This window comes from Paenibacillus silvae (genome assembly GCF_014639235.1).
In the GTDB taxonomy this organism is placed as follows: Bacteria; Bacillota; Bacilli; order Paenibacillales; family Paenibacillaceae; genus Paenibacillus; species Paenibacillus silvae.
Window position 1 is genome coordinate 625,310 of record NZ_BMFU01000003.1, and the last position, 14,984, is coordinate 640,293.

9 protein-coding genes are annotated in these 14,984 nt (G+C 49.1%); 5 read left to right on the top strand and 4 right to left on the bottom strand.

The genetic code is table 11. The features are described 5' to 3' along the window. Positions 1-252 precede the first annotated feature (252 nt). The 3 genes from IEW26_RS13750 to IEW26_RS13760 all read left to right on the top strand — a co-directional run bounded on the left by IEW26_RS13750 (position 253) and on the right by IEW26_RS13760 (position 4,562). Positions 253-1,995, top strand: coding sequence for an ABC transporter ATP-binding protein (locus IEW26_RS13750; protein ID WP_188592792.1), 1,743 nt, complete (start codon positions 253-255; stop codon positions 1,993-1,995). Next, positions 1,988-3,892 (top strand): ABC transporter ATP-binding protein, encoded by a 1,905-nt coding sequence (locus tag IEW26_RS13755; protein ID WP_188592793.1) that lies wholly within the window; start codon positions 1,988-1,990, stop codon positions 3,890-3,892. The genes IEW26_RS13750 and IEW26_RS13755 overlap by 8 nt, the downstream gene beginning before the upstream one ends. Positions 3,893-4,043: 151 nt before the next feature. Next, entirely contained in the window at positions 4,044-4,562 is a 519-nt protein-coding gene (locus tag IEW26_RS13760) for a hypothetical protein (protein ID WP_145403527.1), read from the top strand. 77 nt (positions 4,563-4,639) lie between these two features. Here IEW26_RS13760 and IEW26_RS13765 read toward each other — a convergent pair whose 3' ends face one another. After that, entirely contained in the window at positions 4,640-5,074 is a 435-nt protein-coding gene (locus tag IEW26_RS13765; protein WP_145403528.1) for an Lrp/AsnC family transcriptional regulator, read from the bottom strand. Positions 5,075-5,205: 131 nt separating this feature from the next. On the opposite strand from IEW26_RS13765, the gene IEW26_RS13770 reads away from it, so the two are divergent. Beyond that, a complete protein-coding gene (locus IEW26_RS13770; RefSeq protein ID WP_188592794.1) occupies positions 5,206-5,970 on the top strand; it encodes an MBL fold metallo-hydrolase in 765 nt (254 codons plus the stop codon). A gap of 195 nt (positions 5,971-6,165) precedes the next feature. Here the strand turns inward: IEW26_RS13770 and IEW26_RS13775 are convergent, their stop codons facing one another. Next, entirely contained in the window at positions 6,166-9,747 is a 3,582-nt protein-coding gene (locus IEW26_RS13775; protein ID WP_188592795.1) for an S-layer homology domain-containing protein, read from the bottom strand. Positions 9,748-11,261: 1,514 nt separating this feature from the next. Next, positions 11,262-12,767, bottom strand: a complete 1,506-nt coding sequence (arfA, locus tag IEW26_RS13780) for an arabinosylfuranosidase ArfA (protein ID WP_145403531.1) — start codon at positions 12,765-12,767, stop codon at positions 11,262-11,264. A gap of 181 nt (positions 12,768-12,948) precedes the next feature. Here arfA and IEW26_RS13785 point away from each other — a divergent pair, with 181 nt between their 5' ends. Then, positions 12,949-13,869 (top strand): ArsR/SmtB family transcription factor, encoded by a 921-nt coding sequence (locus tag IEW26_RS13785; RefSeq protein ID WP_373288475.1) that lies wholly within the window; start codon positions 12,949-12,951, stop codon positions 13,867-13,869. Between the two features lie 78 nt (positions 13,870-13,947). Here the strand turns inward: IEW26_RS13785 and IEW26_RS13790 are convergent, their stop codons facing one another. After that, positions 13,948-14,790: a C40 family peptidase gene (locus tag IEW26_RS13790; protein ID WP_188592797.1), complete on the bottom strand. Its 843-nt coding sequence runs from the start codon at positions 14,788-14,790 to the stop codon at positions 13,948-13,950. Positions 14,791-14,984 lie beyond the last annotated feature (194 nt).

The following is a 14,984-nucleotide window of genomic DNA, read 5'->3' on the forward strand; positions in this document are numbered from 1 at the left end:
AGTTGCTTGTGGATCTGCTGTAAGCTTCCCGCTTTCAAGGATGAGCAGGTTCATTGACAACATCCCACATTAGCGCGAAAATATAAATAGAGAATTCATCATATGACGGATAAATTACAAACAAGTTCGCATACAGTAAGAGGGCATGACACGCTAACATCGAGGTGTCTGCCCTTTTCTTGACTTCGTTTGTATGAAAGAAGCGCTCCAATCGTTCCATAGTTCTAACCAACCAAAGGAGAACCCACACCTATGTCCAAAAAAGGTTTGCTGCGCGGTTATGTGTTATCCCATTGGCCTATCTATCTCCTGGCTATTCTTTTAATCATTGCGTCCAACGTTGGCCAGGCCTCCTTGCCCCGTATTCTGGGCAGCTTCACGGATCAATTAATGCAAAACTCACTTCAGATGCAGACGGTGATTCGTTACAGCTTGTCCCTGCTTGCGGTTGCCATTGCTTACAATTTGCTGTTTGGCACCGGCCAATTCATGATTATGAAGCTAGGCCGCCGTTTCGAATTCATGACACGGGAGCGGATTTTCCGCAAATTTTCCGAGCTTAGTGAGCATTATTTTTCCAAACAGGGCAACGGCAAGCTGCTCAGCTATTTCATGAATGATGTTACCTCCGTCCGTGAAGCCATCTCGAACGGGGTTACCATGACGACCAACGCAACGTTTCTGCTGCTTTCCTGTATCGTGATGATGCTGCTGAGCGGAATTCCGCTCACACTGATCCTGATCAGCATTGTGCCCCTGCTTGCGATTCCTTTTCTGGTTGTATTCTTCGGCCCGCGAATACGAAAGCGCTCCCGGGATGTGCAGGAAGCTCTCGCCACGATGACGGAGTCTGCCGAAGAACAGCTCGGCGGTATTCGTGTGATCAAAACGTTTGCCATTGAGGACAGTGCATGTTCACGTTTTGGCGCAACGGTTGATGATATTAAAACCAAGCAGCTTCGCCTGGTTCGACTGTCTTCCCTCTTTCAAGCTGCGCTGCCTTTGCTGGGCGCGTTGTCTCTCGTTGTGTCCTTGCTGGTTGGCGGCATTCTGACGATGCAGCATTCCATTACGCTGGGCAGCTTTGTTGCACTGACCTTATATTTGCGCATGATTATGGGCCCGCTCCAGCAGATTGGCAACGTAATTAATACGATGCAGCGCTCAGGGGCCTCGCTCGAAAGAGTGAATGACTTGCTCAATGAAGTACCGGATGTGCGTGAAATTGCAGAAGCAGAGACACTGCACAATGTACAGGAGATTACGATCCAGAATCTGACGTTCCATTATCCGGGCAGCGCAGCCCCGGCCTTAAAGCAGATTCAGCTCCGAATTGGAGCAGGTCGTACGGTTGGCATTGTCGGCAAAACAGGTTCAGGGAAAAGCACACTGGTCAAGCTGCTGCTTCGTACATACGAGCCGCCGGAAGGCAGTATTTTCATCAATGGCACAGACATTCGTGAACTGTCACTGGACAGTCTGAGATCACGGATCGCTTATGTTCCTCAGGATGGATTTCTGTTCAGCACCACCATCCGTGACAACATTGCCTTCAGCAATCGGGAAGCACCGCTTGGTGATGTCGAGGACAGCGCCAAACAAGCAATGATCTATGAAAATATTGTACGATTCCCTGACCGTTTCGATACGTTGCTTGGCGAGCGCGGACTTACGTTATCAGGTGGACAGCGGCAGCGCACTAGTCTCGCCCGCGGGCTGATCAAGCAAGCCCAGATGCTTATTCTGGACGACAGCATGAGCGCCGTCGATGCGGTTACCGAGACGGGTATTCTGCGCAGTCTGCGCAAGCTGGGCAAGGGCAAGACAACCCTGATCATCTCCCATCGCATCAGCGCGGTTCGTCATGCAGACCACATTATCGTGCTGGATGAAGGACAGATTGTTGAACAGGGAAGCCATGCCGAATTGATGGCTGCCAAAGGCCTGTACGCAGCGACCTATCGCTTGCAGGAGGAGGGATTACATCATGTCTGACGCCGAGGGCAAGGAGAAGCATAAGAACAGAACGCAGCATTCAGAAGCCACAAATGATACTAACAATACAAATGACACAAATAGTCAAGCCGAACCGGACTCTGACACAGTCACTGGGGATCATCACAGTAAACGCGCTTCGTTTAAAGCGATGATGGGTTATGCCAAGCCGCATCGGTGGGCTTTCGCCGGGATTTTCTGCTGCTCCCTGCTTGGCATATCGGCAGATTTGCTGCAGCCTTATCTGGTGAAGATCGCCATCGATGACCATCTGGCTGTGGGTCAAACGAGTGTCAGCTTTCTTGTTCAGCTTGCTGCCATTTTCCTGGGGCTGGCTGTGATCAGTTTTATTTTCACGTATGTACAAAACAATCTGTTGCAGCATGTCGGTCAGAGCATCGTCTCACGCATTCGTAAAGACCTGTTCCGGCACATCTCCAAAATGTCGATGTCCTTCTTCGACCGCTTTCATATCGGCAGTCTGGTGACCAATGTATCCAGTGATACAGAAACGATCAGCAGTTTTTTCACACAGGTGCTGCTTAGTCTGATCCGGGATGGCATGATGCTGGTGCTTATTATCTTTTTTATGTTTCAGCTTGATCCTGTGCTCGCCAGTTATTCACTTATCGTACTGCCCGTTATCGCCGTTGTAGCTGCTTTATTCCGCCACAGGCTGCGGAGAGCCTACCAGAATGCACGTACCCGGCTTTCGCGTCTCATTGCCTTCACTGCGGAAAACCTGTCCGGTATGTTTCTGATCCAGGCATTTCATCAGGAGGAAGAGCAGAAAAAACGGTTCAAGGAGCAGAACTCCCTACATCTGCAAGCCAACATTGCACAGGCACGTTCTAATGTGATATTTAACCGGACGTTTGACATTCTGGGTAACGCAGCTCTGGTAATGATGGTCTGGCTCGGCGGGCGGGCTGTGCTTGGTGAATCTCTGCAAGTTGGGGTGCTGTACGCATTCATCAGCTATATTCGGCAGTTCTTCCAGCCCATCAACCAGATTACGATGCAATGGAACACCTTCCAGTCTACGACCGTTTCTATGGATCGGATCTGGAACATTTTGAGCACTAAACCTGAAGTGCATGATCCCAAGCCAGGCAGCATGTCAGCCATGGAGCCCCGGCAGGTTATGGGCCAGATTGATTTTAACGACGTGTCCTTTGGTTATCGTGCAGACCGGCCAATTATTCAAAACATGAACCTGCACCTCTATCCGGGTGAAATGGTCGGCATCGTGGGAACGACCGGCGCTGGCAAAAGCACGCTGATCTCTCTCCTGAATCGTTTCTACGATGTGAATCAGGGCAGCATTCAGATTGATGGCACCGACATTCGCCAACTTCCACAAGCTTCACTTCACCGTATTGTCGGGCTGATTCAGCAGGAGCCTTTCCTGTTCTCAGGTACGATTATAGATAATGTGCGAATGTTCAGAGAGGATATTACACGGGAGCAAGCGATGGAGGCTTGCCGATTCGTTGGGGCAGATGCGATGATTCGCCGTTTACCGCAGGGATACGATACTCGCCTGTCGGAGCGTGGAAGCGGACTGTCTGCCGGAGAACGGCAGCTGATTTCTTTTGCACGAATCGTCGTCTTCCAGCCCCGGGTGCTTATTCTGGATGAAGCTACTGCGAATCTCGACTCACACACCGAGCAGCTTGTACAGCATGCACTTGAGTCCGTCTCCCAAGGCAGAACAACAATTGTCATTGCACATCGTCTGTCCACGGTGATGCATGCCGATCGAATTCTGGTGATGGAGCAAGGTGTCATTGTGGAGGAAGGATCACATCAGGAGCTGGTTGCGCTGCAAGGGGTGTATGCGGATTTATACCAGCATGCACGCGAAGCCGGGCAGCATTCAAGCAAGCTGGGGTAACAAGTCAAATACAATATAGGCTCCCATGTCAAATACAATATAGGTTCTCCCATGTCAAATACAATATGGCTGCACACGCCAAACATGCCGCTCTGCTCATGCAGGCGGCGATTTTACATGTAGGGACAGGGATTACAAGGAGGAATGAATAATGCATATGCACTCTGCCTCATCCGAACATCAGCACGGGGAAATCGGAGAAATTCGTTATCGCCGCATCACAGCCATCTGGAAAGGAAGCCTCTGCCTCCTGTTCCTTGTCCTGTGTGTGCTGCTCTTATGGATCATCGTGGCCGGGCAGACAGAAAGTGTAGAGAAAATCTATTATCCTATGGCCGCGATACTCGGTATGTGGATGGTGGGACCCTTTTTCTTTATGTTCCTGAATCGCTCCCTTCAGCGTTCAACCGTGCTCTTGTCATGGGATGAGCAGCATCTCCACGCCGGACACCGTGATCTCCCATGGGACCAGATTCGCAAGATTGAGCTGACAACCCCGGCTCAGAGCAAGTGGCAGCTATCCCGCTCCCCCATGTATGCCATATATCTGAAGGATGGCACACGCGTCCATATCCACTCCGATCATCTGCTTGGAAAAAAGAGACTTCTTCACTCCTTGGCTCTGCTTCAGCAGACGTTAAGGGAACATCAGCAGCCGGATCGGGACTGATCCAGCTGCTGGTGTTCTCTTCTCCTCCTTTCAGGACAAGCTCCACAAAGCCTGCCAAATAACCTTCGCTCTCTCTTTTATTTCCTGGACTTCTCTACACCAATGGACAGATTTACTCTATAATTGCCCAGTGGCAATAACGCCTCCAGCAGTTCACCCAGCTGCTCGGTCGAACCGGTCTGTACCTGCATCAGGTAACAGCCCTCCCCGCTTACGCGGTGGACCTCAACGATGTCCTCACGCGCAGCCACAAAAGCACGAAAGGCCGGGTGTTTGTCTCCAGAGTTCAGAAATACCGTGACAAACGCCTGCAGGCCCAGGCCGATCCGTTCCGGGTTCCATTTTACCGTATATCCTTCGATAACCCCCATATCCTGCAGCTTGCGAACTCTTGCTCCAACCGCCTGCCCCGTAAGATGCACCTCTTCCCCAATCTCCTTGTTCGAACGTTTGGCATCCTGAATGAGGATCTGCAGAATACGTAAATCCGTCGCATCTATCGTTTCGTTCATGGATATTCAGCACTCCTTTCACCTTGAAAATCATCAGGTCAATCTGCATTCAGCAGGTTATGTACGACGTGAATCGGTTTGGTTAACATATAGGATAATACTAAGAGAGAACACGAAGGAGTGCAAATGAAATGAAGATTCAATTGATTAGAAATGCCACATTGTGGCTGGAATATGCAGGTTTGAACATTCTGGTTGATCCGATGCTGATGGATGCCGAGAGCATGCCTGCTTTTCCCAATACACCGAATGATCTGCGCAATCCCCGAGTCAGCTTGCCCGATATTGAACCCGATATTCTGAACCCCGACCTGTTGCTTGTAACGCACACGCACCCCGATCACTGGGACGAAGCCGCTGCAAGGCAGCTGCGCAAAGATATCCCGCTGATATGCCAGCCTGGGGATGAGCATATTTTCATCGAAGCCGGATTTACGAACGTAACCCCAATCGATGTACAGCACGAGCATCAATCGATACAGTTGGCTCGTACTTCAGGGCAGCACGGTACAGGTGAGATTGGCGAGCGTATGGGGAATGTATCCGGCTTTGTGCTTGAAGCTGCTGGAGAACCCGTCACCTATATTGCCGGGGATACCATCTGGTGTGAAGAGCCTGCGGAAGCCATTAAAACCTATAATCCAGAGGTCATTGTTGTTAATGCCGGAGGCGCCCGCTTCCTGCAAGGTGATCCCATCACGATGGACGGGCCCGACGTCGCCGCCGTAAAACGCGCTGCACCTTCAGCCCACCTCATCGCTGTTCATATGGACGCCATCAATCACTGTTTGACAACACGTGCCGATCTTGCCGCGTATCTGGCATCTGAGCAGCTGGATGGGGAAGTGTTTATTCCACAGGATGGCGAAAGCCTGGAGTTTGGCGGGAAGGCTTGAAATTGAAGCTGCATAGACTATACGTTATCAGCAAAGACCGCATTGCCTGTTATCAGGGCTATGCGGTCTTTATGTCTTGCTTTATTCGTTTCGTGCCATAGTCAAAAGATCCATTAAAAAAATAGATTCAATAGATTGGATCAACCGATAAAGCAGTGACCTAGATGAAGAGCGATAAAGTAATGGACTAGATCCCTAGATCAGACCAGCCTTAGACAGTAAACGTGCTACCATCTGTGTAACCTCCGCACGGGTAACGAACGCATCAGGAGCCAGATCACCTTTGCTTCGACCCGTCACGATTCCCGCTTCAATCATCTGGGCTGCGCCCTTGATGGCCCAGGAGGAAATACCTTTTTCCAGACCGCGGTCTGCGATAATCTGCCGAGCTTGCTGCTCAGTGATTGAAGCTGGTCCAGTTCTAAGTTCCATCGCTCTGGCTAAAAGAAGCATGGCTTCCTCACGAGTTATGTTCCGATCGGGTTGGTAACTTCCATCCGCATAACCTTGTATCAGATTATACTCGTGCGCACTGCCAACAGCTGCGGAATACCATACATTCTGTGGCACATCAGAGTACGTGCTGTTCAATGCATTTGGTGCTATGCCCAATGCCCGGGTGATGATCACGGCAAACTCAGCGCGAGTCATATACTGATCAGGACTGAAGTTACCGTTACCTGTCCCTTCAATGATCTTTCTGGAAGCCATATCATTCACGGCATTCTGTGCCCAGTGCCCCGCTACATCGTCGAATTGAACCTGATTGAAGATAAGCGCATAGGTGCTGTTGCTTAAACTGTTGATTACTGCCTCATATCTTCCATCTCTCAAGACAATACGAGTAGGTACATGCCTTACCGTTCCATCCAGGTTCACAACAACGCCTGTAGTGATGCCGGATTGCGTTTTCCCTTTTTCGAGAGTGATCGTTCGTTCGACATAAGTATTAAACTGATGGATATCTACAGACCGGTCTCCGTATGTCCCCCGCACCTTAAACTCAACAGGCATTCCTTGAAGACTGAACTGGTTCTGTTGAAGCGAGCGAGTCACGGCATCACTCTCTGCCTGAGAGGGTTTGCCCATCTCCACTTGGATTTTCATATCTTGCAGAGCTTTTTCACCCCCCAAGCCTTGGGCAAGGGAATCGAGTGAAATCTGTTGTACAGGAAGGCTGTACGTTGCGAAATCGGTCTGCAGCTTCAATACGGCCTTCGACTGCTGCATATCCCGAATCATGGAGCTGTCCAGCTCTCCGATCAGCACGTCTGCACCAGAAGGGACCAAAATCGTAACCAACGCGCCCGGGCCTTCAGCAGTGAGCTTCTGTTTTAATTTTTCGGGATCAACGCCGACCTTGCTTACAACCTGACCCTCTCTGGTCGTTTGAGTTAAAAAGCCGATCTGTTCGGATACACCATTCACAAGAACGTTAATGCCTTGGCTGACGGTTGTCTGTGTAGATGATGATGTACCTCCTGTTGCATTGCCAGAACCGGAGCTGCTGTCTGAGCCACTTCCACTTGAAGGTAACGCTGGAATCACTGCATTGGAAGGCGTCGATGCTAAACTGCTGCCCACCGCATTAATCGCCTTAACCGTGAACGTATAACTTGTGCCATTCGTCAAACCTGTTATTGTTATTGGACTTGAGGCTCCCTTGACCTGAATATTGCCTGGTGAAGCTGTTACTTCATATTCCGTGATCGGGCTGCCTCCATCCTGACGTGGAATCTCAAATGTAATGGTTGCTTGAGCGTTGCCGGTTGTTGCTTTTACATTCTTAGGCGCATGAGGAACGGTAGGGATCATCAGCCAAGGCGTTGCCTCACTGATTACACCATTTACGCTCTGTACGACATAATACTCACCGCCAGCTGGCAGATTGCCGAATCGCATTTTGCCATCGGATTGCAGTTCGGGACTATCGGAAACAAGTGTGCCGTCCGTCAAATATAAGCTGACAGTGGCTCCGGGATATACTTCATTCACATCCAGATACCCGATACCCACACTACCTGCAGGTTTCCGCAGGTCCACGCCGATGAAATCGGAATTGTTACTTTCTTCGCCAAATACCGTTTGAGTAACATAGTACTCTCTGCTGTTCGGTATTACGTTCTCAAAACGATACGTGCTTTCTGTAACCGGTTCAGAGGTAGCCTTCAGGGTATCGGTTTCCGCCTCATAGAGCTTCAGAACGGCACCAGAAGTGAAGTCGCTGACATCAATATATTCCGTTCCCTTTACCGCTGTCGGCCTGCCGGGCGTATTAATAGACAGCTCGATGAAGCTTGTCGTTACACTAACTACGCCGTTAATCTGCTGTTGAGCATAATATTGGGTACGTTTCTCCAAGCCTGTGAAAATAACCTTGTCCGGCTGCTGCAAGTTCGGCGTATCGGAAGAAACCAGCTCTCCACTCGTTTTGTACAAAGAAACGGTAGCTCCCGGATATACATTACTGATCGTGACTGAACTGGAATCAGCACTCGCTTCAGGGTGTCGCAACTCGGAATTTACAAATTCAGAATTCTCACTTTGCTCCCCGTTAACCGTCTGTGTGACATAATACCCTCCAGTTTTAGGCTCTACCGCTTGGAACAGGTAAGGGATCTGCGTCACGGCATCTGCCGTGGCTATAAGCGAGTTATCCGACTTCTGGTAAAGCTTCAGGGTTGCACCTGATGTGAATCCGCTGACCTCGATGCTTTCCAGCTTGCCTTGAGCTACAGGCGCAACAGGAATGTCCGGTGATACGTAAACGGTGTCTGATTCACTGATGACTTCATTAATCGTTTGCTGCACGTAGTAGTAGGTACGACTAGTGAGACTAGGAAAGATGACTGTCCCATCTGGCTGCACATCGGGTGTATCGGAAACGAGACTTCCATCCCCCTTGTACAGAGAAACAGTGGCTTGAGGATAAATGCTGCTGACCTTGATGGAATTACCATCCACACTGGCCTGTGGTTTGGGCAAAGTAGAACTCGTAAAATCGGAGTTTTTACTTTCTACGTTGTTAAAGGTTTGCGTTACGTAATATTGGCTCTTGCGGGGTACAACAGACTCAAACGTATACGTAGGGTCTGTTACGGGAGGTGAAGTAGCTTCCAGGGTACCACCATTCACCTGATACAGCTTCAGTATGGCCCCCGACTGAAATTCGCTGACCGTAATCTGTCCCGGTTTTCCTTCGGCTTTAGGCCTTTTAGGAGCTACCGTCACCGTATTGGAACCTTGAATGACTCCATTAATACTCTGTGTAGTGTAATAATTTATTCCTGCCGTCACACCTTTGAACAGCACGGTGCCATCGGATTGAAGCTCCCCTGTGATGTTGACCAAGGTTCCGTTGGATTCATACAGCTTTACTTCCGCTCCAGGGTATACATTGCTAACCAGCACTTCCTCTACATCCCCTGATGCTTGAGGCTTGCGCAACTCGGAATTGACAAAGGGGGAATATCCTACGACTTCTCCATTCACCGTTTGTTTCACGTAGTACTGTTCCCTGTCAGGAACAACGGGACTAAACAGATATATGCCCCCTGTAACGGGTGTTGAAGTAGCCACCACCACCCCGTCCGAGACTCGATAGAGCTCCAGCACCGCACCATTCACAACATCGGATACCTCAATGCTTTCCAGCTTGGAAGTAACCGTCGGATTACTGGAGGCCGCAAGCACAACAGGCACTTTCCCCCACATCGTCATCACCAAGCTCACAATCATGCAAATTGCTGTAAATTTCAAAATCAGCCTTCGGTCCATAGCATCGCTCTCCCTTTTCACCTATATATACCCCTGGACGGCTTACGCGCGGAACAACCCCCGTATCACACGATTTCGTCTGGAATATACTGCTATACTATCACAAAACATATTGTATTAGTTGATATAATTCGACTTTTTTCGCCAAAAAAATTAAGATGATGGATACGCTATCATTTTTGCTTGAAAATAGTGATAAATCTATGCGAGAAACTCATTCTCGGTGGATAATAAATGCTGCTAAATTGACTCCCTGCTTGCTAACCTTGCAGCATGTAATATATTATGGCATTCGTATATCAGTCTCGGAGACGTCTAGGCATAACTTGTTTAACCGCTCCTACATTCGAATTTGGTCTCGCAGCTCTAACGAATCGAGATGACGCTATTCGCGGCTTTTAGGCGACTTTGAAATTCTAACGAATCCAGGCGACACTATTTGTGCGAATTGCCCCTTTTTCTGCGTAATATCAGCTCATTTCGGTGAAATAAGGTTTCTGGGAATCGTTAGATTCTGGAAGGGATGAAAAACACCTAAATAAGCTTTCCTGAGATCGTTAGCGCTTCTGAATTTTGCATTGTGCTGCCCTTGGAGAATAAACCTCCACCCACCTAGCTCACTCAGACTGCAAACTCATCCTATATTCATCCTGTTCCTGTCGGGCATTACGGCACGGCTCACGGGGCGACTTCCGCTCTCCAGGTGGCTTCCGCTCACGGGGCTAAAAAAAATCTGGATGCAATATTCGCATCCAGATTTTTTCACGTCCCTTCGACCTTCACGTCACTTCGACCTTCGCGCCACTTCGACCTTCACGTCACTTCGACCTTCGCGCCACTTCGACCTTCATGTCACTTCGACCTTCACGTCACTTCGACCTTCGCGCCACTTCGACCTTCGCGCCACTTCGACCTTCACGTCCCTTCGACCTTCACGTCACTTCGACCTTCACGTCCCTTCGACCTTCACGTCCCTTCGACCTTCATGTCCCTTCGACCTTCGCGTCACTTCGACCTTCACGTCACTTCGACCTTCGCGCCACTTCGACCTTCGCGCCACTTCGACCTTCGCGCCACTTCGACCTTCACGTCCCTTCGACCTTCACGTCACTTCGACCTTCACGTCCCTTCGACCTTCATGTCCCTTCGACCTTCGCGTCACTTCGACCTTCACGTCCCTTCGACCTTCACGTCCCTTCGACCTTCACGCCACTTCAGTCTTCGGCCTGCTTCGGGATTCACTTTACTCCGTCCCCCTGCTTGCTCTCGTTGAAGGCTGACTTGTATTCGGTAACTTATCTTGGTGTTTTTTTAGAGTTCTTTGCTCTATTGCGATCTACCTTGGCCTACAGTATTTTACCTTTCTTACGATTCCTTACGCTTCCTTATATTTTTCTATCGTTCCCTTATAATTCCTTCTGCTGACCCGATACCCTCTACTGTACTGTACTGTACACTACGATTAACAATTCCCTGAACTCATCACATAACTCGTACATTTCCTTTATCCGCTCTTACTGTACCTTCAAACGGATGACGTTCCAGGATGCCTTTGCCAGACTGGCTGTGATCAGTGTATCGGATACGGAGGCTCCACCACGGTTATGCGGAACGACACGGTCAGGCTGGGCAGCTGTGTTGCTTGCTTTGAGATCATCTGCCTCCAGCACGATATGCTCGATCAGGCTGCATTTACCGAAGCTGCGCAGATCAACCTCAAGCGGGAGAGATTCTTCCAGATGACGGTTAACCGCAAACACCGTGACCTCACCCTGCTCCTCATTATGCACTGCAATACCTTCCAGATAAGGAACGTCCGTGATTTCTTTGGTGTCATATTTAGGTGATTGAATCAGCGGTACCAACGCCGTTCCGCGACCATACACAGAGGCATGCATAAACGGATAGAAGATCGTCTGTCTCCATGAACCTCCACCTGTTTCTGTCATGATTGGAGCAATAACATTGACGAGCTGCGCCAGACAAGCCATTTTAACCCGATCCGCATGTTTCAGCATGCTAATCAGCATACAGCCTACCAGAAGCGCATCTTCATGATTATAGATGTCTTCCAGCTGCGGTGGAGCGATCTGCCACGGGTCCATTTTGGAGTCGTTCTCATGGGAGTGATACCATACATTCCACTCATCAAAGGACAAGTACATTGTCTTTTTGCTGCGTTTCTTTGCTTTCATGTAATCACAAGTCGCTTTAACCGTATCAATGAAACGATCCATTTCCAATGAACGCGCAAGGAACGTTGGGGTATCGTTATCCGGGTTGCCGTAATATTGGTGCAAAGAGAGATACTCGACATGATCATACGTATGATCCAGCACCGTTGCTTCCCAGTCCGGGAAGGAAGGCATGCCCAGATGCGAGCTTCCGCAGGCAACGAGTTCAATCGTTGGATCAGTCCATTTCATGACTTTGGCTGCTTCCGCAGCTGTGCGACCATATTCCTCGGCTGTTTTGTGCCCGATCTGCCAAGGGCCGTCCATTTCATTTCCCAGACACCAGGTTTTCACACCATGCGGCTGCTTGTATCCATGCTTGATCCGAAGATCACTGTAATACGAACCTTCCGGATGGTTGCTGTATTCTACGATATTACGCGCAGCATCGACCCCGCGTGTTCCCAGGTTCACCGCCATCATCACATCGGAGTTCGCCTTTTTCGCCCAATCCACGAATTCGTTAAAACCAAATTCATTCGTTTCAATCGTTCTCCAGGCAAGCTCCAGCCTGCGTTTACGCTCGGACACAGGTCCAACGCTGTCCTCCCAATTGTAACCGGATACAAAATTACCCCCCGGATATCGTACAATCGGCACCTGCAGCTCCTTCACCATCTCCAATACATCTGCGCGGAATCCCTGTTCATCTGCTGAAGCATGCCCAGGCTCGTAAATTCCGCCATACACAGCACGTCCAAGATGTTCAATAAATGATCCATACAAACGCTTATCGACTTCACCAATTGTAAAATCTTTATCTACCGTCATTTTCGCTTTTTCCATGAATGATCTCATCTCCTCAAGATTAATAAAAAAATTAATTGATATTCTATGGATCAACGTTCATATTTATATTAAAATCGATAACACCGCATATTTCAACCAGAAATTCAGAAAACATTATTCTTTTCAATGAATTTATGTTTAACTTAATTCTATAAATGAAATTGGAGGAACACCTGTGATCAGAGCAAATACCGATGCCGAATGGCTCCCACTATATGAAGCACTGGCAAGTGAAGTCCGCTTGCAGATTATCCGTCTTGTCGCTGAAACACCTATGAATGTGAAGGACCTTGCAGCATCGCTGGGACTAAGCAGTGCAATCGTCACCATGCATGTTCGCAAGCTGCAGGACGTTGGCATCATTCAGTCCAAAATGGTTCGCAAGGACGGCGGCACACATAAAATGAACAGCCTGGCCGTGGACTGGATTGGCATCTCCATGCCCCAGGAAAGCGGCATATCCCGCAAGTTTCATGAGGTATCTATTCCTATCGGACATTACACCCATTTCGACGTGTATCCGACATGCGGTTTAGCTACATCCACCCATGTGATCGGACAGTATGATGATCCCCGTTATTTTCTGGACCCGGACCGCATGCACGCCAATATCCTGTGGTTTGGCCGTGGATTTGTCGAGTATAAAATTCCAAATTATATGCTAACCGGGCAGCTGATCGATGCTATCGAATTATCACTGGAGATCGGCTCTGAGGCCCCCTCTGTCAATCCCAACTGGCCCTCTGACATTACGTTCACGCTAAATGGCATCCGTTTGGGTGAATGGACCAGTCCAGGCGACTCTGGCAATGGACGTGGTATCTTTACACCTGACTGGTGGAGCGATATTGTCAATCAATACGGCATGCTTAAAGTGCTGCGTATTACGCATGAAGGAACCTTTATTGATGGACAGCTTCTATCGAGCATTACACTCGCAGATATTCCTGTAGAGCGCAATCTGTGGACGCTCAGGCTTTCTGTGGAAGAGGATGCCCAGCATGTAGGCGGCATGACGCTGTACGGTGAGGGTTTTGGCAACTACAATCAGGATATTTTATTCCGACTCTTCTACCACGATGGCATTCCAGCCTTGTAAAAAGAAAAGCACAAAAACACCTTTCATTTGCCCTTATTCCAGGGTATTGAAAGGTGTTTTTATACCTGTGAGCTTGTCCTACAGCGCGCTGCCGCCATACAGGAAGCGGTATTCCCAATGCTTGCCGGCAATATCACTAATCGTCACACCACCGCCAGCGTTGGAATATGTATGCAGGATTTTACCGTTACCCAGATAAATACCCGTATGTGTGATCGTTGCCTTTGATTTGTTTATCCCTTTGTAAGCGGAAGCCGAAGTGCCTTTATAAGACATAAAGTACATCAGATCGCCGCGCTTCAGGTTTTTCCAATTGGTCGTAACCTGGCCTTTCTTCTTCACATACTCTCCTTGCTGACGCGAATCAGCCGGGAGTGTGATGCCCAGTCCATCAATGAAAGCCCGCCGTACAAAGCTGGAGCAGTCAAACACGGACGTGCTGTTGCGGTCTGCTGCATATTTATAAGGGGTCCCCATATACTTCATTCCAGCCGCAATAACCTTCTCTACTGCCGCGCTTCCTTTGACCGCTGAACCGTTGTTGGCATTAGAAATGTCTGAATTCGAACTGCTTGAACCGTTACCGGTCCCTTTGTTCTCAGCTGTTGTATCCTGATTCACCGGCTGAGTGTATTTGGATGAGGACGAGATGTAGCCTGTCCGATTAGCCGAATCTTTAATTTTATACCAGTCTGAACCGGATTGCTCCAGCACAGTTACCGTTTCTCCTTTGGATACCATCCGAATAACTTTTGCCGATGTCGTTGGTGAGGTTCGAAGGTTTACACCCCAGATGACTTCTGCTTTGGTTTGATCTGCCGCTGCTGCGGATACCTGTCCTGTGAGTGCTGCCGTTGTCAGACTTCCCATCAGCATCGCTGCCGTTACACTTGCCGTAACAATGGTATTCTTCCAGTTCATGATGTCGTGTCCCTCCGAATATTACAGAATTTTAACCAGGAAGACATCTTCCCGGCTCGCCTTATTGTAAACGGGCATTCCATAACGTTCATCAGCCCAAAGTCCTGCAAAGATTTATCCAAGCTTGAGCACATCGCATCAGGGAAAACGTTCATTCACTGGAAAAATAGAGCACACATGGCCTGAATTCAAAG